Raw genomic sequence first — 21,460 nt, forward strand, 5'->3', positions numbered from 1 at the left:
GGCGAGGAGCCCGCACGCTCACGCGGAAGTACGTGGCGCTCGCGCTCACACTCCTGACCCACGAACGCCGCGCACTCGTCAGGCATGCAGGCGCAGGCCAGCACGCCCACGCGGAAGTACGTGGCGCTCGCGCTCACACTCCTGACCCACGAACGCCGCGCACTCATCAGGCATGCAGGCGCAGGGCGAGCGCGCCGGGGCGAGAGTGTGGAGCACCCGCGACTCAACTCCTGACGTGCGAACGCCGGGCGCGGATCCTCGTGGCCTGCCCGGTTTTCAGGCATGCAGGCGCGGGCGTGCGTGGCGGTGCGGGACTCCGTGGGGTGCGCGCCCACACTCCTGATGCGCGAACGCCGCTCGCGCTTCAGGCATGCAGGCGCAGGGCCCGCACACTCACGTGAAAGTACGAGGCGCACGCGCCCACACTCCTGACGCGCGACCGCCGCTCACACTTCAGGCATGCAGGCGCAGGGCGAGCGCGCTCACGTGAAAGTACGTGGCGCACGCGACTGAACTCCTGATGCGCGAACGCCGGGCGCGGATCCTGAGCCCCTGCTGCGGCTGCGGCTGCAAATTCGAAGGAGAAACACGCACGCAGAGACGCAAAATCAAGGATCCGGCGGGGTTGCGAACGCGGATCTCCTTCGATTTTGCAAACAGAAGCAAGAGAGGGCGGAGCTACAGCACCTTCTCGAAGCAGATGCTGAACGGGATCGTCGTGATGTAAGGGTCGTAGGTGGGGATCGGTGTGTACCCGGAGCGCTCGTACAGCCGCACGGCGTCGGGCTGCATGTCGCCGGTCTGCAGGATGATGCGCGACGCCCCACCGGCCCGCGCGGCCGCCTCGAGTTCGGCCATGAGGCGCGCGCCGATGCCGGAGCCGCGGCGTGACGAGTCGACGATGACTCGCTTCATCTCCCAGTCGCCGCGCAGATCACGGAGCGCAGCGTGCCCGACAGGAACACCGTCGGCGTCGCTGATCAGGATGGTGACGAAGACGCCGGCCGGATCGACCGACAGCGCCCGGTGCAGCGCGGCCTCCTGCTCGGGTGTTTTCCCGGCGTCGCGGCCGGCGTACCGGATGCTCATCTCGGCGTCCATGTCGGCGCGGAGGCGTTCGGCGCGGGGATCGTTCCACTCGACGTGCTCGACCCGAAGCAACGAGCCGGAGGCGGCGGGGGCGGGGTTCTGTGCGGCATTACTCACCCGACTATTCTGCCGCCTCCTGTCGAGGCGCTCCCCCACGCAGACGCCGAACGGACTACCCGACCCTCCGCGGCAGGCCTGGTAGTCCGTTCGGAGTCGCTAGGCCCTAGCGGGCAGAGACCAACTCAGGATCCGCGGCCACCCCGACCTCGACCGGCGCCTGCTCCCGACGCACGATGCCCGAGGGCAGCAGCGCCGCCAGCAGCGCCGATCCGAGTAGCACGCTCGCGCCGACCAGCACGGCAGGCACAGCCGCCGACACATAGCCGGTCGGGGTCAGCTCCCCGCCCGCCCCGACGAACACCGCGGTGAGCACCGCGATGCCGAGCGCCACGCCGATCTCGCGCAGTGTAGAGTTCGTTCCGGTGGCCTTGGCGTGATCGGCCGGGGCCATGTTGACGAGCACGGCCGTCGAGATGGGCGCGAAGACGAGGCCCATGCCGATTCCGGCGAGCACGAATCCAGGCAAGAGGGTGAGGTAGGCGACGTCGGCGTTCATCGTGAGACCGATCTCGAAGAGGCCCGCCGAGAGGAACAGCAGCCCCACCACGATCAAGAGCCGCGTGCCGACGCGCGGTGCGATGATTCCGGTCAGCGGGGCGACCACCATCGGCGCCAGGGTCCAGGGCATCGTCGCGATTCCGGCCTCGAGCGGCGACTTGCCCTGCACCACCTGCAAGAACTGGATCAGGATGAAGACCGCGCCGAAGGCCCCGAAGCTGAAGGTCATGGCCACCAGGTTCGCGAGGGTGAAGCTACGGTCGCGGAAGAGGCGGAGCGGAAGCAGCGGAGCCTCGACCCTCGACTCCCACACCACGAAGCCGATGAGCAGTGCGGCGCCGGCGATGAGGGCTGCCAGCACCTCGGTGCTCGACCAGCCCGCGTCGTTGCCGCGGACGACCCCGTAGACGACCCCGAGGATCCCGGCACCCGCGAGCAGCACACCCACGACGTCGGCTCGAACCCGCTCCCCCACCGTGTTCGGCAGCGCGTAGAGGGCGAGTGGCACGGCGATGATGCCGATCGGCACGTTCAGCCAGAAGATCGACTCCCAGCTCCAGCTCTCGACCACGGCACCGCCGATCAACGGGCCGAGGGCGACTCCGAGGCCCGAGACGCCGCTCCAGATGCCGATGGCCACCGGCCGCGCCTTGTCGGACACGGAACCGACGAGGAGGGTGAGCGAGAGCGGCATGACGGCGGCGGCTCCGGCCCCTTCGAGGGCGCGCCAGGCGATGAGCATTTCGGAGGAGGTGCTGAGAGCGGCGAGCGCCGACGCCACGGTGAAGACGACGATGCCTCCGACGAAGAGGTGCCGTCGACCGAACCGGTCGCCGAGGCTGACGGCCAGGAGCATGAGAGCAGCGAACGAGAGCGTGTAGGCGTTTGTGATCCACTGCAGGCTCTCGACCGAGGAGCCGAGCTTTTCGTGAATGGCGGGCAGGGCGCTGGTCACCACGAGGTTGTCGAGGGTGGCCATGAACATCGGCAGGGAGGCGGCGACGAGCGCGAGCCAGAGGGGAATGCGGCGGGTGCCGGGCAGAGTGGTCACGACGTTCTCCTGGGGAGCTATAGGCCGGGAGGTTGTAATCGGATGATTACTAATCGGCTGATGCCTAGACACTAAGTAATCGACTGATAACCTGTCAAGTATGAATTCGACGTCGGCAGCCCCCACGACTGAGACGCGCATGTCTGCCGCGGATCGCCGCGAGCAGATCCTCGACGTCGCAACCGGGCTTTTCGGCGATCGCGGCTTCCACGGAACGACCACCGACCAGGTCGCGCAGGCCGCCGGCATCAGCCAGCCCTACGTCGTGCGCATGTTCGGCACGAAAGAGAGGCTGTTCCTCGAGGTGCTCGACCGCGCCCTGGGGCTGCTATTGCAGACGTTCCGCCGGATCCTGGAGTCCCCCGCGGGCGACGACGATCGCCCGATGCAGGCACGACTCGGCAGCGGCTACGTCGACCTCTTGGGCACGCGCGGGGTCCACCGCACTCTGCTGCACGCGTTCGTGTCGGGCAACGATCCCGTCATCGGTGCCGCCGCTCGACGGGGCTTCGTCGACATCTACCGCTTCCTGCGCGACGAGGCGAAGTTCACCCCGGCGGAGGTCGAGGTGTTCCTCTCGCAGGGAATGCTCTTCAGCGTGCTGCTCGGCATCGAGCTGCCCGCGGCGTTCGGGCAGGATCCGGATGCCGACGAACTCATGCAGGTCGCCTTCGCGGACAAATGCGGGGTCGTGCTCGAAATGGCCGGTCCGGGCACGGCACGGTGAGTCACACCGGATGACGTTCCTGTGAACGCGGCGGGTTCCTGAACGCCACACCCCTCGTGAGAGGCGAGAATGTCGGAATGGAACCCGATTTGAGAATCGTCAGCTACAACCTCCGCGAGCACCTCGCGATCGGTGAGCTGACAGCACTCGTCGAGGCTCACTCGATGGATGTGCTCTGCCTGCAGGAGTGCGACAGCACCGACATCCCCGACGAGATCCTCGGCCTGAAACTTGCCGCGTCGACGAAGACGAACCGCCTGGGGCTTGCCCTCTACTACCGCGAGAGCCGCTTCGAACTGCTCGGCACGAGTCTCTTCGCCCTGATGAAGTCGATGCACGACCGCGTCATGGCGCCGGCCCACGAGCGCCTTCTTGCCGCACGACTGCGCGATCTGCACACCGGCGAAGAGATCGTGGTGGCCGACTTTCATGCCGCGCCACTCACCGCGTCGAACGGCCTGCGCCGCAAGCAGATCGGCCTGGCTCACGAGAAGCTCAAGGAGCTCGCCGACGGCGTGCCGACGGTGATGGTCGGCGACTTCAACTACCCCTGGTTTCGCAAGGGGCTGCGGAAGCATCTCCAGAAGACCGGGTACGAGCTCTCGATCACCGATGAACCGACCTACGCGCGGTCGGGCTTCAGCGGCCACTTCGACTTCGCCACGACGATGGGGATGCAGATCGCCGGCGTGCTCTCTCTGCCCCAGGGCAAGTCGGATCACCGGCCGATCCTGCTGCTCGCGACCGTCGCAGAAAAGGTGTGAACGCTCACATACCGAGCAGAATGTTTAGCCAGGTATGTTGCAGTGGTACGGTAATCTGATTACCATCGGAGGACGCCACTGATCCGGCGGTGGCGGGAGCTCTTTTATTCGGGTAAGAGACTCCCGCCTTTCTCTTTGCACCGGTAAGCCATCGCGTCTGCACCGTCGGGCGCCGCGAGAACACGCCGATCGGCGCCGCATGTACTGTCTGGAACGCCCACGTCCATCCCGCCCGACGACGTCGGCTCTGAGGGCATTCGACTGAAGGACGCCATGGCCGACGACAAGATCTCGCGGACCCTGCTGCGCGAGCAAGTCCTCGTCACGATCAGCACCGCCATTCTCGACGGAACCCTGCTGCCCGGTGAGCGCCTCCGCGACGACGAGTTGACCGCCTGGCTCGGCACCAGCCGCGCACCCATTCGGGAGGCCCTCGATCAACTGGCCGACATCGGCCTGGTCGAGATGGCGCCCAACCGGTTCACGAAGGTCGCCGTGATTTCGCCGCGCCTGTACGCCGAGAGTGCGGCCGTCTGGTCAGCCATGGTCACGCGCGGAATGTACTGGGGCATTCTCCGATTTCCCGCAGGCCACCTGCCCGAAGTCGAGGCGATCAATGCCGAGCTCGCTCACGCTGTACCGGCCGACTTCCCGCCCGGCCCGACCCCGGTCGACCGCTTCGTCGCCGCAGTACTGAAGCACTGCGACAACCAGGTGCTCCTCGAGAGCATCCGCGCTCACGACCCCCTGCTCGCACTCGGGGTCAACCGCTTCAAGGATTCGATGGACGCCGCCCCCATCCACGCCTTCTTCGTCGGGTTGATCCGTCGATGCCGCGACCACGACGTCGAGGGCTTCGAGTCAGACATGCGCGTGTTCCTCGACGGGCCGATGACGAGCTTCATGGCCCGGGTCTCCGGGTACGACGACGCCGACGAGTACGAGAAGGACCGCAATGCCGGTACCCTCCGCTGACCCCGCCGCGCCGTCCCCGCGTCGCCTCCTGACCGATGACGTCTTCGAGCGCCTCCGCGACGACATCGTCCGGGGCCGCCTCGAACCCGGCCAGCGCCTGCACGATCAGGAGCTCGCGGCCCGGCTCGGCCTCTCGCGCGCGACCGTCCGAACAGCCCTCCTGCGCCTGAAGCACGTCGGCCTCGTCGAAGCGGTGCCGAATCTCTACACGCGGGTCACGCCCCTCGACCTCCGGCGGTATCTCGACACGCAAGACACCGCGTCGGCCCTCTACCTCTTCGCCGTCCGCTTCGCCACGCCCATCCTCTCGGACGAGAGCATCCACCGACTCCAGACCTGGGTCGCGCAACTCGGCAGCACCCGCACCGACCCCCGGGTCATCGACCGCGAGACGGTCTTCACCGGCGCCGTGTTCGAGGGATTCTTCCGGGTGTTCCTCGACACGCTAGACAACGGTCCTCTCGACCGGACGCTGGCGCGACTCCGCCCGCACCTCGAGCGCATGTTCGGGCTGTTCTCCGAGTTCCTCCCGGCTGAGACGATCGACACCGCCTTCCGTTGCGCCGTCGAGGGTGCCGCCGCCCGTGACGCCGAAGCCGCCACCCTGGGGGTGCACCTCTTCCTGGAGGAGGCACTCGGCGACTTCCACCGGCGGATCCGCGAGCTCCCCGAGTTCGCTGGCGCCTGACGCCTCTCCTTCGAATTGGAAGGAGAAACGCAGGGCAGACCCCCGCCGATCGGCATGAACCGGCTCCCGGCCGTGGGTTTTTCCTTCCAATTTGCAGATGGGGCCCGCGCGAGGCCGATTGTGTACGCGTGTGACGCCTCCCGTGAGCTCCCGAGGCGGTTCGGCTAGCCTGCCAAGACGCGACAAGCCCACCAGCACGCCGACCCACGCCAGAGAGCCGAGTAGCCCATGACCAGCCCGACCTTCGACTTCGAGACCCGGCAGATCCACGCGGGCACCGCACTCGACAGCGACTTCGGCGCTCGGCTCCCCCCGATGTACCAGTCGGCCGGGTTCGTCTTCGACTCGTTCGACGACGGTCGCGGACGCTTCGACGGGTCGGTGCGCGCGGCGGCCTACGCCCGCACCGACAACCCCACCAACGCGGCTGTGGCGAGGCGCCTGGCCGACCTCGAGGGCGGCGCCGGCGCCCTCCTCACCGCGAGCGGCACCGCGGCGATCGCCCTCACGCTCAACGCCCTTGCCGTCTCGGGCGACCACGTGCTCGCGACCGCCAGCCTCTACGAGGGCACCCGCACCCTCTTCTCGAACAGCTTCGCCCGCCAGGGCATCGAGATCGAGTTGATCGACGCCGACGCTCCCGACGAGGTCTGGCAGAACGCGATCCGGCCGACTACCAAGGCGCTGTTCACCGAGACGATCCCCAACCCGAAGAACGACGTCGTCGACCTGGAACGTCTCTCGCGCATCGCGCACGAGGGCGGCTTCCCGCTCATCGTCGACAACACCGTCGCGACGCCCTACCTCAACCGTCCGATCGAACACGGCGCCGACCTCGTGATCCACTCCACCTCGAAGTGGCTGTCCGGCCACGGGGCCGTTCTCGGCGGCGTCGTCGTCGACTCGGGCACGTTCGACTGGGTGTCGCAGGCGTCGCGCTTTCCGCAGATCGCGAGCCCGAGTGCCCGGGGGGTCGCCTCGTTTGTCGACCGCTTCGGATCCTTGGCCTTCTTGACCTACCTCCGCAGCGTCACGGCCCTCGACTACGGCCCCACGCTGCCCGCCACCAGCGCGTTCATGCTGCTGCAGGGCATCGAGACGCTCTCGCTGCGCATGGACCGCCACGTGGCGAACTCTCTGGCGCTCGCGCAGTGGCTCGAGCACCACGATCTCGTCACGAACGTCGACTACCCGGGTCTCGTCGGCAGCCCGTACTACGCCAGGGCCCAGCGCTATCTTCCGCAGGGCCAGGGCGCCGTGGTCACGTTCGATCTCGTGGGCGGCATCGAGGGGTCGAAGGCATTCATCGATTCGCTCGAGCTGATCAGCAAGATGACGCACCTGGGCGACGTGCGGACGCTCGCGATCCACACCGGGTCGACGATCCACGGGCACCTGACCGAAGAAGAGCGCCTCGGCCGCGGCATCACACCGGGCACCATCCGGCTGTCGGTCGGGCTCGAGAGCGTGCGCGACCTGCGACACGAACTGGAGCGGGCCCTCGAGGCCGTCCGCGTGGTCGTCGCGGGGCAGGGCGAGGCTTCGCAGGGTCAGGGCTCGCAGGGCCAGGCTTCGCAGGTCGACGACGAGCAGGATCCGGCGGCTGACGCCGCCTGAGGCTCAGCGTCTAGTAGCTCGTGGTCCGTACCTCGGACCCGAACGGCCGCGTCGACAGCGGCAGGGTGACGGGCACGAACGCGGCCCGCGCGAGACGATACGTCGCCCACACGAAGATCACGATCAGCAGCAGGTTGCGAAGGGTGAGCAACAGCGCCGTGCCGACACCCCCGGCGAGCAGATCGTCGTACAGCACCGGGTAGACGAGCGTCGTTAGCACGCAGACGATGACGAGAACCGCACCGGGAAAACGCCACTCCGATCGCTTCGTCATCAGCCCGACGGCGACGATCGGGGTGAGCCACAGGACGTACTGCGGCGATCCGACCTTGTTGAAGACGATGAAGGCCGCGGCAAGACCGAGCGCACCGAGCAGAACGAGATCGAGCTCCCGGCCCAGCGGCTTCGCGAACGCCGAGAGACGACGCGTGGCAAGCGCGAGCAGGACGAGCAGGGCCGCCATGACCACGACCATGATGAGCGTGCCGTTCGAGATGAGCCAGGAGTCGCCCGGGCCGGTGACCTCCTCGGTGACCAGCTTGTGGTCGTGGTAGATGTGGGCGCCGGGAACGCCGGCGACCGTCATCCACAGCCACGGGGCCGCGAACGGCGCCTCGATCTGCAAGCCGCGTGAGCCCTGTTCGCCGACGAAGCTCGTGAGGTAACGGGCTCCTCCCGCGGCGAGGACCACACCGACGACGACCGCGCTGGTCAGGATCCCGGTGACGAGAGCGATCCACCGTTTCGACGAGGCGATGACCATCGCGAGCACGACCGCGGCGGGCCACACCTTGATCCAGGTGGCCGCGGCCAGCAGAAACCCTGCCACTCGAGGCCGAGCGGTGACGACGAGAAGCGCCACCACGACCGCCGGCCCGACGAGCCCCTCCAGCCGCATGAGCGCGACCGGTGCCAGGATCGCGATCGTCGCCACCCAGAACCACGGAGCAGTGAGGTCGTGGCGCCGCTTCGACTTGTCGAGCAGCAGCCACAGCGCGACACCGTTCACGACCGCCATGAGCACGAGCCACACGACCTGGTACAGCCCGAACCCGAGCACCGCCGGGATCAGCATGGGTACCAACGCCCCGGCCGGGTACACCCAGTCGTGGTCGAAGACGGGCCAGTCGCCCGTGAAGATCGCGTGATGCATCCAGCCCTGGTACACCGACACGTCGCCGCCGGCCGTGCCCCGGAACGTGAAGGGCAGCGTGCCGACGAACACGGCGATATGCACCGCCGCGAAGACGATCCAGATCAGCAGGGGCGATCGGGAGGCGCGAGCGAGAAGCACCATCCGAGTGTAGGTGCTTGCGGCTGCGGTCGGGTTCGGGGCGGGCTGCCCTGGGCCCGTCTCGCCGGGCTCGGCGTCGATGTCGCGGCCGCCGCAGGCCGGCAGCAGCCCCGACACCGCCAGTCGGCCCCGACACCAGAAAACGGGCACGACACCGCCGAAAGACGGTGCCGTGCCCGAAAGGTGGCGTCAGGCGCAGAGGCGAGCTACAGGCCGCGAGCCAGGCGGAAGTACGCCGCGTTCCACTGCACCTCGCGGCGGAACTCGCGCAGCGTCGTCGACTCGTCGATGATCAACAGCTCTGTGCCGGCCATGAGCGCAAAGTCTTCGAAAGCCTCGAGCCCGACGGCGTTCGACATGACCGTGTGGTGCGCGGCACCGGCGGTGAGCCATGCCTCGGCCGAGACCGCGAACGAGGGGCGGGGCTCCCAGACGGCACGTCCGACCGGGAGGTTCGGCAGGTCGGCGTCGGGGGCGACGACGTCGACGACGTTCGCGGTGAGGCGGAAGCGGTCGCGCATGTCGCTGAGCGCCACCACAACGGCCGGGCCGGAGTCGGCGGTGAAGACCAGGCGCACCGGGTCGTCTTTGCCGCCGATGCCGAGGGCGTGGATCTCGAGCGACGGCTTCGACGAGGTGAGCGACGGCGAGACCTCGAGCATGTGCGCCCCGAGGATCTTCTCGGCGCCGGGCACGAGGTTGTAGGTGTAATCCTCCATGAGCGAGGCGCCGCCGGGGAGGCCGGCACCCATCACGTTGGCGGCGCGTACCAGCACGGCCGTCTTCCAGTCGCCCTCGGCGCCGAAGCCGTAGCCCTCGGCCATGAGGCGCTGCACGGCGAGACCCGGCAGCTGCTTCAGCGAGCCGAGGTCTTCGAAGTTGGTGGTGAACGCCGAGAAGTCGCCGGCCTCGAGGAACGACCGGAGGCCGAGCTCGATGGCCGCGCCGTCGCGGAGAGACTGATGACGCTCTCCGCCCGGGAGCAGCGCCGGCACTACGTCGTACGAGTCGACGTAGACCTGCACGAGCGCGTCGACATCGGCGTCGGTGGCGGCATCAACCGCAGCGGCGAGCTCGTTGACGCCCCACGTGTTCACCGAGACGCCGAACACGTGCTCGGCCTCGGTCTTGTCGCCCTCGGTGACGGCGACGTTGCGCATGTTGTCGCCGAAGCGCGCGAGCTTCATCGAGCGGGTCGCGGCCCAGCCGGCGGCGGCACGCATCCAGGTCGAGATCTGAGAGACGACACGAGGATCCGAGACATGGCCGACGACGGTCTTGCGCGCGACGCCGAGACGCGACTGGATGTAGCCGAACTCCCGGTCGCCGTGCGCGGCCTGGTTGAGGTTCATGAAGTCGAAGTCGATCTCGGCCCAGGGCAGCTCGACGTTCGCCTGCGTGTGGAAGTGCAGCAGCGGCTTGCGGAGCGCGTCGAGGCCGGCGATCCACATCTTGGCGGGGCTGAAGGTGTGCATCCAGGCGGTGACGCCGATGACCTCATCGCGGGCATTGACCTCGAGGGCGAGCTTGCGGATCGCGTCGGAGTCAGTTAGCACGGGCTTCCAGACGACCTTGACCGGAACCCCGGCGGCCGCGCCGAGGGCATCAGCGATCTCGCGCGACTGGTCGGCGACCTGGCGGAGCGTCTCTTCGCCGTAGAGGCCCTGCGACCCGGTGAGGAACCAGACCTCGTACTGGTCGAGAGAGGTGTTCAGGGTCATTTCTTGGCTCCTTCAGGCGCTTGGCCGTAGACGTTCTGGTAGCGGTCGAAGAGAGCGTCGATGCTCTCCTGCGGGATGGGAATGAGCTCGCCGAGCTGGCGGGAGAGATGCACGGTGCGGGCAACGTCTTCAGCCATGACGGCGGCCTTGACGGCGTCGCGGGCGTCCTTGCCGATGGTGAAGACACCGTGGTTCTGCATGAGCACGGCGCGCGACCGGTGGCCGGTCAGCTTGGCGACGATGCCCTCGCCGATCGACTCGTCGCCGATGATTGCGAACGGCCCGACCGGAATGGGCCCGCCGAACTCGTCGGCCATAGCCGTGATCACGCAGGGGATCTCTTCGCCCCGGGCGGCCCAGGCGGTGGCGTAGGTCGAGTGCGTGTGCACCACTCCCCCGACCTCGGGCATGTGTCGGTAGACGTAGGCGTGGGCGGCGGTGTCGGACGACGGTGACTTCTCGCTGCCGGGGCTTCCGGCGATGACGTTGCCGTCGAGGTCGCAGAGGATCTGGTTCTCGGGGGCGAGGTCGTCATAGTCGACACCGCTCGGCTTGATCACGAAGAGGTCGGCGCCCGGCACCCGGCCGGAGACGTTGCCGCCGGTCCAGATGACGAGGCCGTACTTCGTCAGCTCGGAGTGCAGCGTCGCGACCTGCTCTCGTGTCGTCTGGATCGCCTGCTCGACGGCGGGAGAGAAGGATCCTTGGGGTTCGGTCATGAGGCGGCGCCTTCTTTCGGGGTGGTCGGGTTCGAACGAGTGGGGGTGGCGGCCGCTGCTGCTCGCTGCAGCGGAAGCGCGGTGCGGTAGCGCTCCAGGTAGGCGGCGAAGCCCGCCTCGTCGGCCGGTGTCGGCTCGACGGTCACGGCCTCGCTGCCGCCGAAGACCTCGCCGTCGAGGAACTCGGCGAGCGTGGTCTCGGACGCGCGCTCGAGGTAGGCGGCGAGCACGGCGATACCCCACGCGCCGCCCTCGCTCGCGGTGGTCTCGACGGTGATCGGCACGCCGAGGGCCGCGGCCAGCAGCTGCTGTGAGGCGCCGGGAGTGCGGAACAGGCCGCCGTGGGCGAGGAGGCGATCGACCCGCACGTCTTCGTCGGCGAGGATCTCCATGCCGATGCTGAGCGTCGCGAAAGCGCCGAACACCTCGGAGCGGATGAGGTTGGCGAGAGTGAAGCTGCTTCCGGGAGTGCGGACGAACAGGGGTCGGCCGTCTTCGACGTCGGTCACGGGCTCACCGGCGAGGTAGTTGAACGACAGCAGGCCACCGGCGTCGGCGTCGCCCTCGAGAGCCTCGGCGAAGAGGGTCGTGTAGACGTCGTCCATGGGCGTGGCCGCGCCCGACGCCTCGCTGAATCGCCCGAACACCCGCGCCCACGACGCCAACTCGCTCGCACCGTTATTGCAGTGGACCATGGCGACCGCATCGCCGACCGGCGTCGTGACCACGTCGAGCTCGGCGTGCACGGCCCGGAGCGGCTCGTCGAGCACGACCATCGCGAAGATGCTTGTGCCGACGCTGACGTTGCCGGTGCGCTTCGCGACCGAGTTGGTCGCGACCATGCCGGTGCCGGCGTCGCCCTCGGGCGGGCAGAACGGGATGCCCGACCGAAGCATGCCGGTGGGGTCGAGCAGGGCGGCGCCCGCGTCGGTGAGGGTGCCGGCGTCGGCTCCGGCGGGCAGGACCTCGGGAAGCAGCGCGGCGAGGTCGAGGCCGGAGGTGCGCGCGTCGAGACGCTCCTGGGCGATCTGGCGCATGGAGGCGTCGTAGCTCGACGTCGCGGGGTCGATCGGAAACATGCCGGACGCGTCGCCGACGCCGAGCGCGTTGCGGCCGGTCAGCAGGTGGTGCACGTATCCCGCGAGAGTGGTGAGCGAGGCGATCTCGGAGACGTGGGGCTCGTCGTCGAGCACCGCCTGATAGAGGTGCGCGATCGACCAGCGCAACGGGATGTTGAACCCGAGCGCATCGCTGAGCTCGGCCGCGGCGGGTCCGGTCGACGAGTTGCGCCAGGTGCGGAAGGGCACCAGCAGCTCGCCGCCCGCGTCGAGCGCGATGTAGCCGTGCATCATGGCCGAGATGCCGATGGCCGCGAACGTCGTCGGGACCACGTCGAACTTCGCCTGCACGTCGGCGATGAGGGCGGCGTAGGAGGCCTGCAGGCCGGCACGGACGGCCTCGATCGAGTAGCTCCAGCGACCGTCGACGAACTCGTTCTCCCATTCGAAGCTGCCCGAGGCGATCGTGGCGAAATCGCCGCCGATCAGGCAGGCCTTGATGCGGGTCGAGCCGAACTCGATACCGAGGGTTGCGCGGCCGTCGCTGATCAGTCGAGCGGAGTCGGTCGGGGCGGGAGAGGTCATGGAGACATCCTTGTCTTCGTCAAAGGGGCACAGCCATTCTGCCATGTGAGCGCTCACTTGGGGAGGCCGAAACGCGAGTGCCGCAAAATGCCGGCCGAGCGTCGCGCCCGACGGCAATTGGCGTCACTCGCGACGCACTCGCGACAGGCTTGCGACGGGGCAACGACGCTAGGCCGGAGCGGGGCCGGTCGACTCACGGACGACGAGCGCCGGCGCGGGGGCCGGAGCGGCCTGCACCACCGGCGGCGCACCCTGGGGCACGAGCAGCGCCTCGACCGTCGACATGATCTGCCGGCCGAGCGCCGCGAAGTCCTGCCGCACCGTGGTGAGCGGCGGGATGTAGTGAGCGGCCTCGGGCACGTCGTCGAAGCCGACGATGCTGACCTGGTCGGGCACTCGGATCCTGCGCTCCGACAAAGCGTGCAGAATGCCGAGCGCCATCTGGTCGTTGGCGCAGAAGACAGCGGTGATCTCGCCGCGTTTGGCACGGTCGGCGAGATCGAGGCCGATGCGATAGCCGCTCTCGGGCGACCAGTCGCCGCGAACGACCGGGAGCGGCTCGACTCCGGCCGCGGTGACGACATCGCGCCAGCCGCGCTCGCGCTCGCGGGCGTCGGTCCAGGTCGAGAGCCCGCCGACGTGCACAATGCGACGGTGGCCGAGCTCGACGAGGTGGCGGGTGGCGAGAACGGCTCCGGCGTACTGGTCGAGCGAGACGGAGACCAGGCCCTCACTCGCGGTCGAGTCGGCGGCGACCAGCGGCCGGCCGACGTCGACGGCCCGGATGGCGTCGATTCCCGCGGTGTCGGGAGCGATGAGCACGATCGCCTCGACGTTCTGGCCGAGGAGCGCATCGACGGCGCTCCGCATCCCGGCCGCGAACGTGGTGACGTCGTCGGTGGGCAGGCTGGCGATCGACACCTGGTAACCGGCTTGCCGGGCAGCGCCGTCAAAGCCCTGCATGATGCTCGACGGGCCGAAGAGAGGGCCGCCGGTCGAGATGAGCCCGAGCGTGCGCGTCTTGCGGCTCGCCAGCGCTCGGGCGGCGGCGCTCGGCCGGTAGTTCAGTTTCGATACGGCCGCGTCGACGCGGGCTTTCGTCGCCGGTCGCACGGTCGGATCACCGTTGACGACCCGCGAGACCGTCTGGTGCGAGACACCCGCCTCGGTCGCCACGTCGAAGATGTTCGCCACAGCGCCCGAGTCTAGAGGGGAGGATCCGTCAGCTGTCATGTAATCCGCCGTCTGGCAGAGCGCCTGGCTCGCCGAGTGGCGCCGAATGCGCTCTCGACCCGGCCGCGCAGGGCATTCGGCGGCACTCGGCACACGGCTACCCTCAGTGAGATGACCGACGTGCACCCCGGCCGCTACCGCCACTTCAAGGGCAACGACTACGAGGTGATCCTCGTGGCCCGCGACACCGAGACCGAACAGCCGGTCGTCGTCTACCAGGCGCTCTACGGTGAGCGCGGCCACTGGGTGCGCTCGCTCGCCGACTTCACCGCACGGGTCAACCGCGACGACTACGACGGGCCGAGGTTCGTCCGTATCGACTAGCGCAGGATCCGCGCCCACCGCCATCGACCACCGCGAGATGGCGCGATCTACCGCGATCTCGCCCCGCGCCCGGCGATTAGGCCATCTCACGAATCGCGAGCGTCTCGCGTCGTCCGGCGAGCGGCGTGCTGCGTGCTGCGTGCTGCCCAGCGCAGCCGGGCACGAGCGCGCTACGCTCCGCAGATGGTGAGCGACGCACGGTTCGGGATCGAACTCTACGAGGATCCAACCGACCGGCAGACCGTCGACGGCGCGTCCGTCTTGATCGTGGGCCACGTATGGAGCCCCGACGCCGAGCGCCTCGTCGAGACTCCCGACGGCCGCGTGCTCATCATCGACCCGAGCGGACGCAACGCAACCGGGCTCAACCGCTCCCTGGCCGACACGGAGGCGTTCCTGGAGGCCTTTCGCGTGTTCTACCTCGGCGATCGGCCACCTGTGGCTCCCCCGATGACTCGCGACGAGGCCCGCGCGCGACTGGCGGCCCTCCAGCGCGGTGAGACTCTCGCGCCGCCGGCCACTCCCGAGCCGATCCCCCGCGAGGAGCGCGTGCGTCGTCTGCGCCGGGCGCTCGACGAGAGGGACGCGCCCGCGGTCGCACCGGGAACATGGTGGGCGCGGATCCTCGCCCGGCCCGAGTTCGACTAGCTACCGCTACTGCGGGCCGACCGTCACGCTGACCTGTCCGCCGAACCACGAGATCGTGTAGTCGTGGGTCATGTACGTCAGCCCGCCCTGGGCGAAGTCGCTCCGGGTGGCGCAGCTTGCCGAGGCGGAGCTGTCTTGCGCGGAGCGGACCCGCCCGGAGATGAGGAGGCAGAACCCTCCGTCGGGTTGTGCGGCACGGGCCACGAAGACGTCGGCACTCGTTCCCGCTGCCGTGACCAGACGAGTCGACGTCGTCTCGAAGACGTCGTTGGCGTCGAATGACAGCGGGTATTTGTCGGCCGCGGTAGCGCGACGCGCGAGTAGCGCATCGGCGGCCTCCAGCGTCGTCTGCAGACTGTCGGAGCCGACAGCCGCATCTCCGGCGGCGAGACGCGAAGTCTCGGCCGGATCGCCAGTCGCCGGCAGCAGGTCGGACGTCGAGCCCGATTCTGTGGCCGAGTCGTTGTTGATCGCAGCTGAACCATTTCCGAACATCAGCGCGGCACCCACCCCGACACCCGCGCCGACGAGCAGCGCGAGGGCGGCGACGCCCGCGACCACGCCGCGCGAGAAGCGGCGACGCGACACCTCGACAGGCGCCGAGTCGGGATCGGAGGGGGCGTCGGCGCGATCGCTCAGCCCCATGGGGTCCTGCGCCTCCAAGACCGAAGGATCCGCGACACTCGCGCTCAGACGAGCCGTCCGCTCCGCTGCCTCCCGCCGGGCTGCGCGCCGCTCGAGCCACTCGCGCTGGGCTGCTGTGCGCTCGTCGCCCGAGGCCGCTCGGCCATAGGCCCTCGCGTCGAGAGCGCCCCGGTCGTCGTCAGCCATGCTCGAATCGTAACCGGGCCTCGCGCCACCGGCCCGGGGAGTGGCAGTCTTGCCGTGACGAAGGAGGTCGCCATGACGACCATCAACCCCGCACTTCTCTTTCCCGGCAATGCCGAGGAGGCCCTGCGGTACTACGCGTCGATCTTCACCGGATCCACGATCGTCGACGAGAGCCGCTATGGCACGACGGGGCCGTACGCCGAGGGCACACTGCTCGCGGGCACGATCGAGATCGCCAACCAACGCTTCACCCTCATCAACGGGCCCGAGGTCGCCTTCACCGACGCCGTGTCGTTCATGGTCTCGTGCGCCGACCAGGCCGAGGTCGACCACTTCTGGGAAGCCCTCACCGCCGACGGTGCGGAGAGCCGGTGCGGGTGGCTTCGCGACCGATTCGGCCTGGCATGGCAGATCATTCCGAAGCAGATGGGTGCGCTGATGGGCGACCCCGATCCGGTGCGCGCGCAGGCGGCCATGGTGGCGATGATGGGCATGACCAAGATCGTCGTCGCCGAGATGCAGGCTGCCGCCGATGCCGCTGCGGCGTCGGCTGCGGGTGACGGCGCCTGATCGCTCGCTTCCCCGCCACGGTGCGGACGGTCGTCGACGAACTCCGCCTGGCGGGCTGCGTCTTCGCCGAAGACGAGGCAGAGCTACTCGTCGAGGCGGCCGCAGACCAGGCCGAGCTGCGACTCCTCGTCACCGAGCGCGTCGCCGGGCGCCCACTCGAGTACGTGCTCGGCTGGGCCGAGTTCGCCGGAATCCGCGTGCGCGTGACCGACGGCGTGTTCGTGCCTCGGCTGCGGACGGTGCTGCTGCTCCAGACCGGCCTCGAGACCGTGGCATCGATCGCGGCTCCGCGGATCCTCGAGCTCTGCTGCGGGTCGGCAGCCCTCGCCACCGCTCTCGAGAGAGCGCGCCCCGACGCGATCGTGCTGGCGAGCGACCTCGACCCGCGCGCCGTGGAGTGCGCGAGGCTCAACCTCGGCGACCCGAGCCGAGCCTTCGTCGGAGACCTCTACGACGCGGTGCCGCCCGAGCACGCCGGACTCTTCGACGTGATCGTCGCCAATGCCCCGTACGTGCCGACCGGCGAGATCGCGTTCATGCCGCAGGAAGCGCGGCTGCACGAGGCAGCCATCGCCCTCGACGGCGGACCCGATGGCACGGCACTGCAGGCGCGGGTGGCCGAGGGCGCTAGCCGGTGGCTCGCGCCGGGCGGAACCCTCGTGGTCGAGACGAGCGTTCGGCAGGCCGACGCCACGTGCGCTCTGTTCGAGAGGGCGGGTCTGGTGCCGCGAATCCTTCGTGACGATTCCCTGGACGCCACCGCAGTTGCCGGTGTACTTGTGTAGACATCCGCGGTCACGACAATCGATTGGAGTCTCATGCCCACGAAAATCACCTTCATCTACGACAACCCCACCGACCCCGAGGCGTTCGAGGCCGGTTACGCCGACTCGCTCACCAAGGCGAAGGCACTCCCCGGCATCACGAAGGTCGAGACCAGCAAGGTCTGGCCCAAGGAGGACGGAAGCGAGACGCCGGCCTACCGTTCGGTCGACCTCTATTTCGCCGACTACGACTCGGCCAGTGCTGCTGTGGCGACCGAAGAGGCTGGCGCGCTGTTCCCCAGTGTGTTCGAGCTCGCGACCGGTGGCGTGCGGATCCTGTTCTCGGACGTCGAGGAGGGCTAGGGCTGCGTGGCGGTGGGGGCTGCTGCCACCCCGGTCGGCGTCGACCGGACACGCTCAGCGACTCGCGCCAGCGGCGTCGGTAGCCCCCAGAGCCAGGTGATGCGACGGGTCAGACGATGAACTAGGAGCGAGACGAGGATCGCCACCGCGGTGAAGACGAGCGGCACGATCGGGGCCAGAGGGCTGAGGATCCCCGAGAACGGCGCCAGCACAGCAACCCCGATCAGGATCGGGTAGAAGTGCACGAGGTAGACCTGCAGGGTGTTCTGTCCCAGCCGCCGCAGCCAGTCGAAGGCCGGTAGCCGCGAGAGGAGCACCGCGAGCGAGCAGCCTGCCGCGATGGCCAGGATGCTGACGACGACTCGCACGATCGGAAAGGTCAGGAAATCGAACTTGGCACTCGTGACCGCGGTGAGACCGTAGAGGGCGAAAGCCAGGACGGTGAACTTCCAGGTGACGCGTGGAGCCCACGCTCGAACTCGCCCTGACACCTTCGTGGCCAGGAGGAAGTACAGGAAGTACATGCCCATCTTGTCGAGTGCCCCGTTCGGGGAGTCGATCAGCTTCGTTCCGAAGAGCTCGACGATCACGAGTGCGATGGCGAGCTGGGCGACGAGCGGCAGCGGCTTGATCAGCCAGGCCAGGGCGAAGTAGATCGCCAGGCCGTAGATGAACCAGGTGCTCTCGTTCGGCCAGACCAGCGACAGCAGGAGCGACGAGACCGACGGAGCTGATTGACCCTCGCCGACAAGGGGGATGAACTGGAACGCGACGAACCAGATCGTGCACCAGAGCAGGAACAGCCAGACGAGCCGGGCGATCCGAGACCAGAACAGCGTCGAGAAGTCGCGCGAGATGGCCTTCTGGGCGAACATCCCCGCCGTGAAGAAGAAGAGCGGCATCCGGAAGGTATCGAGCAGCGTCGCCGGGGTCTCCCACGGGCCGGCGAGGTGGATCTCGGCGGGAAAGATGATCGAGTGGAAGAGCGCGACGAGAATGATCGCCACGCCCTTGGCGATGTCGATCCACGTCTCACGGGGAGTCGTACGGGGTGCAGCGGACATGAGTCACCAGATTCGGGCCGATGAGGATGATCTCGGAATTCGGGTGCCGTGATCCACCGCTCAGACTAGCGGCGCACGCGTCCGGGCTCTACTGCCGGCATCAGGTCGGCCACCCGACGAGAAGGCGGATTGGTCACCAGCCCCGCAGACTGGGGGCACCACGGAGCTCGCCTCGTGCTCGCGGGTACTCCCCGCCACCCCGTAGGCTGAGCGGAACCGTCGCGGTCCGTGCTGTTGCCCGCACTCGCCGCGGTCGCCGAAGGCCCGGAAGCCCGAATCTTCCGCCCATTGATGTCGGCCCACCCTGATCAGGAACGGAATCTCTGTCGATGGACCCGAACGACTACTGGAAAGCACTCCGCAAAAGCTGGATCGTCATCGTCGCGCTGACGATCGTTGGCGGGCTCATCGGAATCGGCTATGCCGCCACTCTCGCCGACTCGTACCGGGCCGAGACCAGCCTCTTCGTGGCGTCGAGCACCAACTCGAACGGCAGCGACCTCTCTCAGGGCTCCACGTTCGCTCAGAACGTCGTGCAGTCGTACGCGGGTCTCGCCACGACGTCGGCCGTGCTGACGCCGGTCATCGCCGACCTGAACCTCGACACGACACCGACCCGCCTCGCTCGGCAGATCACGGCGCAGACACCGCTCAACACCGTCTTCGTCAACATCTCGGTCACCGACGGCTCGGCCCAGAACGCAACGAACATCGCCAACGCCGTCGCCCGCTCGCTCCGCACTGTCGCGACCGACCTCGCTCCGACGTCGACGACCGGACGGTCGCCCATCGCGATCTCCATCGTCGCTCCCGCACTCGTGCCGCAGAGCCCCGCCGGCCCGAACCGCCACTTGATCACGATCACCGCCGCCGCGATCGGTTTCGCGCTCGGCATCCTCTACTCGATCGGTCGGCTCCTCTTCGACACCCGCCTCCGCACGGCTGACGACATCGAGTCGATCTCGGAAGTCCCGGTCGTCGGCGCCGTGCGCCGAGGTCCTCACGGGCGCGTCGCGCTTCGGGACGACCCAGAGAGCGCCCAGGCTGAAGACTTCCGTCGCATCGGCGCCACCCTGCGTTTCACGGGCAATGGGCGCGCAGTCCGCTCGGTCACGCTGACCCCGGCGTCGCACGGCGAGCAGGGCCCCAAAGTCGCTCTCGATCTCGCCCTGGCGACGTCCGAACGATCTCTTCGAGTGCTCGTGATCGACGCCAACCTCCGAGCACCGTCGCTGGACCACCTCACCGCCGAAGGCGCCGGATTCGGCCTCACCGACGTCCTTGATGGGGCTGCCTCGTTGGCTGACGCCACTCGCCCGTGGGCGGACGGCGTCGATCTGCTGGTCGCGGGAAGCGGCCATTCCAACCCGCACTTCGCACTCGGTTCGACGGCAATGGCTCAACTCGTCCAGACTGCGACCGCCGCGTATGACTTCGTCATCGTGCAGACCGCATCGGTGCTCGACTTCGCGGACGCCCTCACGCTCTCCCACCTCACGGACGGCACCCTCGTGACCGTGCAGGGCCAGACGACCAACCGTCGACACCTCCACGAGGGCTTGGCCGCTCTCGACGGAGTTAAGGCGAGCGTGATCGGCATCGTGCTCACCGAGGCGAGACTCGACGGACGCCGTAACTCGACGCCTTCCGGCTCCCCTTCGCTGACGCCCGCGACGTCGGCCGCCTCCGCACCGAGCGTGGGTCGCTGACCAGGCCGGTGGCCGAGTGACGACGACCCCGCTACTTCGCCCGGCGGTACTCCTGGTACCGGTAGCCCCAGGCGCCGCCGAGCATCCCTGCGCCGCGAGCCAGAGTGCGGACGCCCTTGGCCCGCTGGGCGACGGAACCGAGAAGAGTACCGCGAAGGATCCTGGCGACCCCGCCGAGAATCCGGACGAGCCCGCGCGCCGTCAGTCGAGCTCGCACCCGACCTCGTGCCAGTGCCCCCGGCGCCAACATCACCGACGTCAGGCTCCACCCGTTTCCACTCGAGAAGGCGCGCAGCACCACCCAGCGCCGGGTGAGCCGCGACGGCGGTACGACGTCGGTGACCAGCGCCTCCGCGCACCAGAGCATGAGGCCGCCTCGCGCGACGATCTGTCGCGTGAAGAGCGTGTCTTCGCCGCCGTGGACCGCCAGCTCGGCATCGAACCGGAGACCTTCGCGCCGGATGAACGCGAGATCGAGGAGCAGGTTGTTCGTCGCCGCGACCTCGACCGCGGTCCCGGTCGGAAGACGACGCCGGACGAAGAACTCGCCGGCCGTGATCCACGGATCGGGCTCGTGGGCGAAGGCCGACACCACCGGACCGACGACGGCGGCAGCATCCCGTTCTCGCTGAAGCGCGAGGAGATCGACGAGCCAGGTCGCCGACGGACGCTCGTCGTCGTCGATGAACACCAGCAGGTCGAACTCACTCGATTCGGCGAGAGCACGGTTGCGGGCGACGGCGATACCGGGCTCGGTCTCGGAGACGTAGTCGATGCGCACGCCCCGCTGATCGGCAGCGTCCCCAGCCAGCGTGACGGCATCGCGAGCGGAAGCAGCCGGATCATTGTCGACCACGAGCACGCGAGCCGTCGCCTGCCCCGATACCGAAGCGGCCTGCTCGACGAGAGCCGGCAGGATCGCGCCCAGGTCGTCCGGGCGCCGGAACGTCAGCACCGCGATCGTGAGCGTCGGAGTGGTCGTGCTCGAAGAGGGCGTGCTGGAAACGGTCGTCACACTGCCCATTATCGCGGTCTCGGCCGCACCAGC

21 protein-coding genes are annotated in these 21,460 nt (G+C 68.5%); 11 read left to right on the plus strand and 10 right to left on the minus strand.

Features of this window, described 5'->3' with window-relative positions:
* Nucleotides 1-678 precede the first annotated feature (678 nt).
* Both ITJ49_RS08125 and ITJ49_RS08130 read right to left on the minus strand, forming a co-directional pair.
* The gene (locus ITJ49_RS08125; RefSeq protein WP_370544419.1) at nucleotides 679-1,206 is read right to left on the minus strand and encodes a GNAT family N-acetyltransferase; all 528 of its coding nucleotides are present in this window, start codon (nucleotides 1,204-1,206) and stop codon (nucleotides 679-681) included.
* 106 nt (nucleotides 1,207-1,312) lie between these two features.
* On the minus strand, nucleotides 1,313-2,758 hold the full coding sequence (locus tag ITJ49_RS08130; RefSeq protein ID WP_370544420.1) for a DHA2 family efflux MFS transporter permease subunit: 1,446 nt from the start codon (nucleotides 2,756-2,758) through the stop codon (nucleotides 1,313-1,315).
* A gap of 100 nt (nucleotides 2,759-2,858) precedes the next feature.
* On the opposite strand from ITJ49_RS08130, the gene ITJ49_RS08135 reads away from it, so the two are divergent.
* From ITJ49_RS08135 to ITJ49_RS08155, 5 genes are all read left to right on the plus strand, one after another.
* Nucleotides 2,859-3,485: a TetR/AcrR family transcriptional regulator gene (locus tag ITJ49_RS08135; protein ID WP_228514195.1), complete on the plus strand. Its 627-nt coding sequence runs from the start codon at nucleotides 2,859-2,861 to the stop codon at nucleotides 3,483-3,485.
* A gap of 77 nt (nucleotides 3,486-3,562) precedes the next feature.
* Entirely contained in the window at nucleotides 3,563-4,249 is a 687-nt protein-coding gene (locus ITJ49_RS08140; RefSeq protein ID WP_228514196.1) for an endonuclease/exonuclease/phosphatase family protein, read from the plus strand.
* A 273-nt stretch (nucleotides 4,250-4,522) separates the two neighbouring features.
* Nucleotides 4,523-5,224 carry a GntR family transcriptional regulator gene (locus tag ITJ49_RS08145; protein WP_194603781.1) on the plus strand — a complete coding sequence of 234 codons (702 nt, stop codon included), beginning with the start codon at nucleotides 4,523-4,525 and terminating at the stop codon, nucleotides 5,222-5,224.
* Complete coding sequence (locus ITJ49_RS08150) at nucleotides 5,205-5,912, plus strand: GntR family transcriptional regulator (RefSeq protein WP_194603784.1); 708 nt, start codon at nucleotides 5,205-5,207, stop codon at nucleotides 5,910-5,912. Before ITJ49_RS08145 ends, ITJ49_RS08150 begins: the two co-directional genes overlap by 20 nt.
* A 228-nt stretch (nucleotides 5,913-6,140) precedes the next feature.
* A complete protein-coding gene (locus tag ITJ49_RS08155) occupies nucleotides 6,141-7,529 on the plus strand; it encodes an O-acetylhomoserine aminocarboxypropyltransferase/cysteine synthase family protein (protein WP_228514197.1) in 1,389 nt (462 codons plus the stop codon).
* Nucleotides 7,530-7,539: 10 nt separating this feature from the next.
* Here the strand turns inward: ITJ49_RS08155 and ITJ49_RS08160 are convergent, their stop codons facing one another.
* The 5 genes from ITJ49_RS08160 to ITJ49_RS08180 form a co-directional block, all read right to left on the minus strand.
* Entirely contained in the window at nucleotides 7,540-8,973 is a 1,434-nt protein-coding gene (locus tag ITJ49_RS08160) for a glycosyltransferase family 87 protein (protein ID WP_194603787.1), read from the minus strand.
* Between the two features lie 56 nt (nucleotides 8,974-9,029).
* On the minus strand, nucleotides 9,030-10,544 hold the full coding sequence (gene araA, locus ITJ49_RS08165) for an L-arabinose isomerase (RefSeq protein WP_055959878.1): 1,515 nt from the start codon (nucleotides 10,542-10,544) through the stop codon (nucleotides 9,030-9,032).
* Nucleotides 10,541-11,263, minus strand: coding sequence for an L-ribulose-5-phosphate 4-epimerase (locus ITJ49_RS08170; protein WP_194603790.1), 723 nt, complete (start codon nucleotides 11,261-11,263; stop codon nucleotides 10,541-10,543). Before ITJ49_RS08170 ends, araA begins: the two co-directional genes overlap by 4 nt.
* Nucleotides 11,260-12,906 carry a xylulokinase gene (locus ITJ49_RS08175; RefSeq protein WP_194603793.1) on the minus strand — a complete coding sequence of 549 codons (1,647 nt, stop codon included), beginning with the start codon at nucleotides 12,904-12,906 and terminating at the stop codon, nucleotides 11,260-11,262. Before ITJ49_RS08175 ends, ITJ49_RS08170 begins: the two co-directional genes overlap by 4 nt.
* Nucleotides 12,907-13,074: 168 nt before the next feature.
* A complete protein-coding gene (locus ITJ49_RS08180) occupies nucleotides 13,075-14,100 on the minus strand; it encodes a substrate-binding domain-containing protein (protein ID WP_370544421.1) in 1,026 nt (341 codons plus the stop codon).
* A gap of 150 nt (nucleotides 14,101-14,250) precedes the next feature.
* On the opposite strand from ITJ49_RS08180, the gene ITJ49_RS08185 reads away from it, so the two are divergent.
* On the plus strand, nucleotides 14,251-14,463 hold the full coding sequence (locus ITJ49_RS08185; RefSeq protein ID WP_194603797.1) for a DUF1653 domain-containing protein: 213 nt from the start codon (nucleotides 14,251-14,253) through the stop codon (nucleotides 14,461-14,463).
* Between the two features lie 183 nt (nucleotides 14,464-14,646).
* Complete coding sequence (locus ITJ49_RS08190; RefSeq protein WP_194603799.1) at nucleotides 14,647-15,111, plus strand: SUKH-4 family immunity protein; 465 nt, start codon at nucleotides 14,647-14,649, stop codon at nucleotides 15,109-15,111.
* 6 nt (nucleotides 15,112-15,117) lie between these two features.
* Here ITJ49_RS08190 and ITJ49_RS08195 read toward each other — a convergent pair whose 3' ends face one another.
* Complete coding sequence (locus ITJ49_RS08195; RefSeq protein ID WP_194603801.1) at nucleotides 15,118-15,942, minus strand: hypothetical protein; 825 nt, start codon at nucleotides 15,940-15,942, stop codon at nucleotides 15,118-15,120.
* A gap of 72 nt (nucleotides 15,943-16,014) precedes the next feature.
* On the opposite strand from ITJ49_RS08195, the gene ITJ49_RS08200 reads away from it, so the two are divergent.
* The 3 genes from ITJ49_RS08200 to ITJ49_RS08210 are packed head-to-tail and all read left to right on the plus strand — an operon-like array spanning nucleotide 16,015 to nucleotide 17,639.
* Nucleotides 16,015-16,512 (plus strand): VOC family protein, encoded by a 498-nt coding sequence (locus ITJ49_RS08200; protein ID WP_194603803.1) that lies wholly within the window; start codon nucleotides 16,015-16,017, stop codon nucleotides 16,510-16,512.
* Nucleotides 16,513-16,532: 20 nt separating this feature from the next.
* Nucleotides 16,533-17,297 (plus strand): putative protein N(5)-glutamine methyltransferase, encoded by a 765-nt coding sequence (locus tag ITJ49_RS08205; RefSeq protein ID WP_370544422.1) that lies wholly within the window; start codon nucleotides 16,533-16,535, stop codon nucleotides 17,295-17,297.
* Nucleotides 17,298-17,330: 33 nt separating this feature from the next.
* Nucleotides 17,331-17,639, plus strand: coding sequence for an EthD family reductase (locus ITJ49_RS08210; RefSeq protein ID WP_194603805.1), 309 nt, complete (start codon nucleotides 17,331-17,333; stop codon nucleotides 17,637-17,639).
* Here the strand turns inward: ITJ49_RS08210 and ITJ49_RS08215 are convergent.
* Complete coding sequence (locus tag ITJ49_RS08215) at nucleotides 17,636-18,703, minus strand: acyltransferase family protein (protein WP_194603807.1); 1,068 nt, start codon at nucleotides 18,701-18,703, stop codon at nucleotides 17,636-17,638. The genes ITJ49_RS08210 and ITJ49_RS08215 overlap by 4 nt on opposite strands.
* Nucleotides 18,704-19,032: 329 nt before the next feature.
* Here ITJ49_RS08215 and ITJ49_RS08220 point away from each other — a divergent pair, with 329 nt between their 5' ends.
* Nucleotides 19,033-20,412, plus strand: a complete 1,380-nt coding sequence (locus ITJ49_RS08220) for a polysaccharide biosynthesis tyrosine autokinase (RefSeq protein ID WP_194603809.1) — start codon at nucleotides 19,033-19,035, stop codon at nucleotides 20,410-20,412.
* Between the two features lie 31 nt (nucleotides 20,413-20,443).
* Here the strand turns inward: ITJ49_RS08220 and ITJ49_RS08225 are convergent, their stop codons facing one another.
* Complete coding sequence (locus ITJ49_RS08225) at nucleotides 20,444-21,436, minus strand: glycosyltransferase family 2 protein (RefSeq protein ID WP_194603811.1); 993 nt, start codon at nucleotides 21,434-21,436, stop codon at nucleotides 20,444-20,446.
* Between the last annotated feature and the right edge of the window lie 24 nt (nucleotides 21,437-21,460).

The sequence above is a fragment of the Frondihabitans sp. VKM Ac-2883 genome, from assembly GCF_015350875.1.
In the GTDB taxonomy this organism is placed as follows: Bacteria; Actinomycetota; Actinomycetes; order Actinomycetales; family Microbacteriaceae; genus Frondihabitans.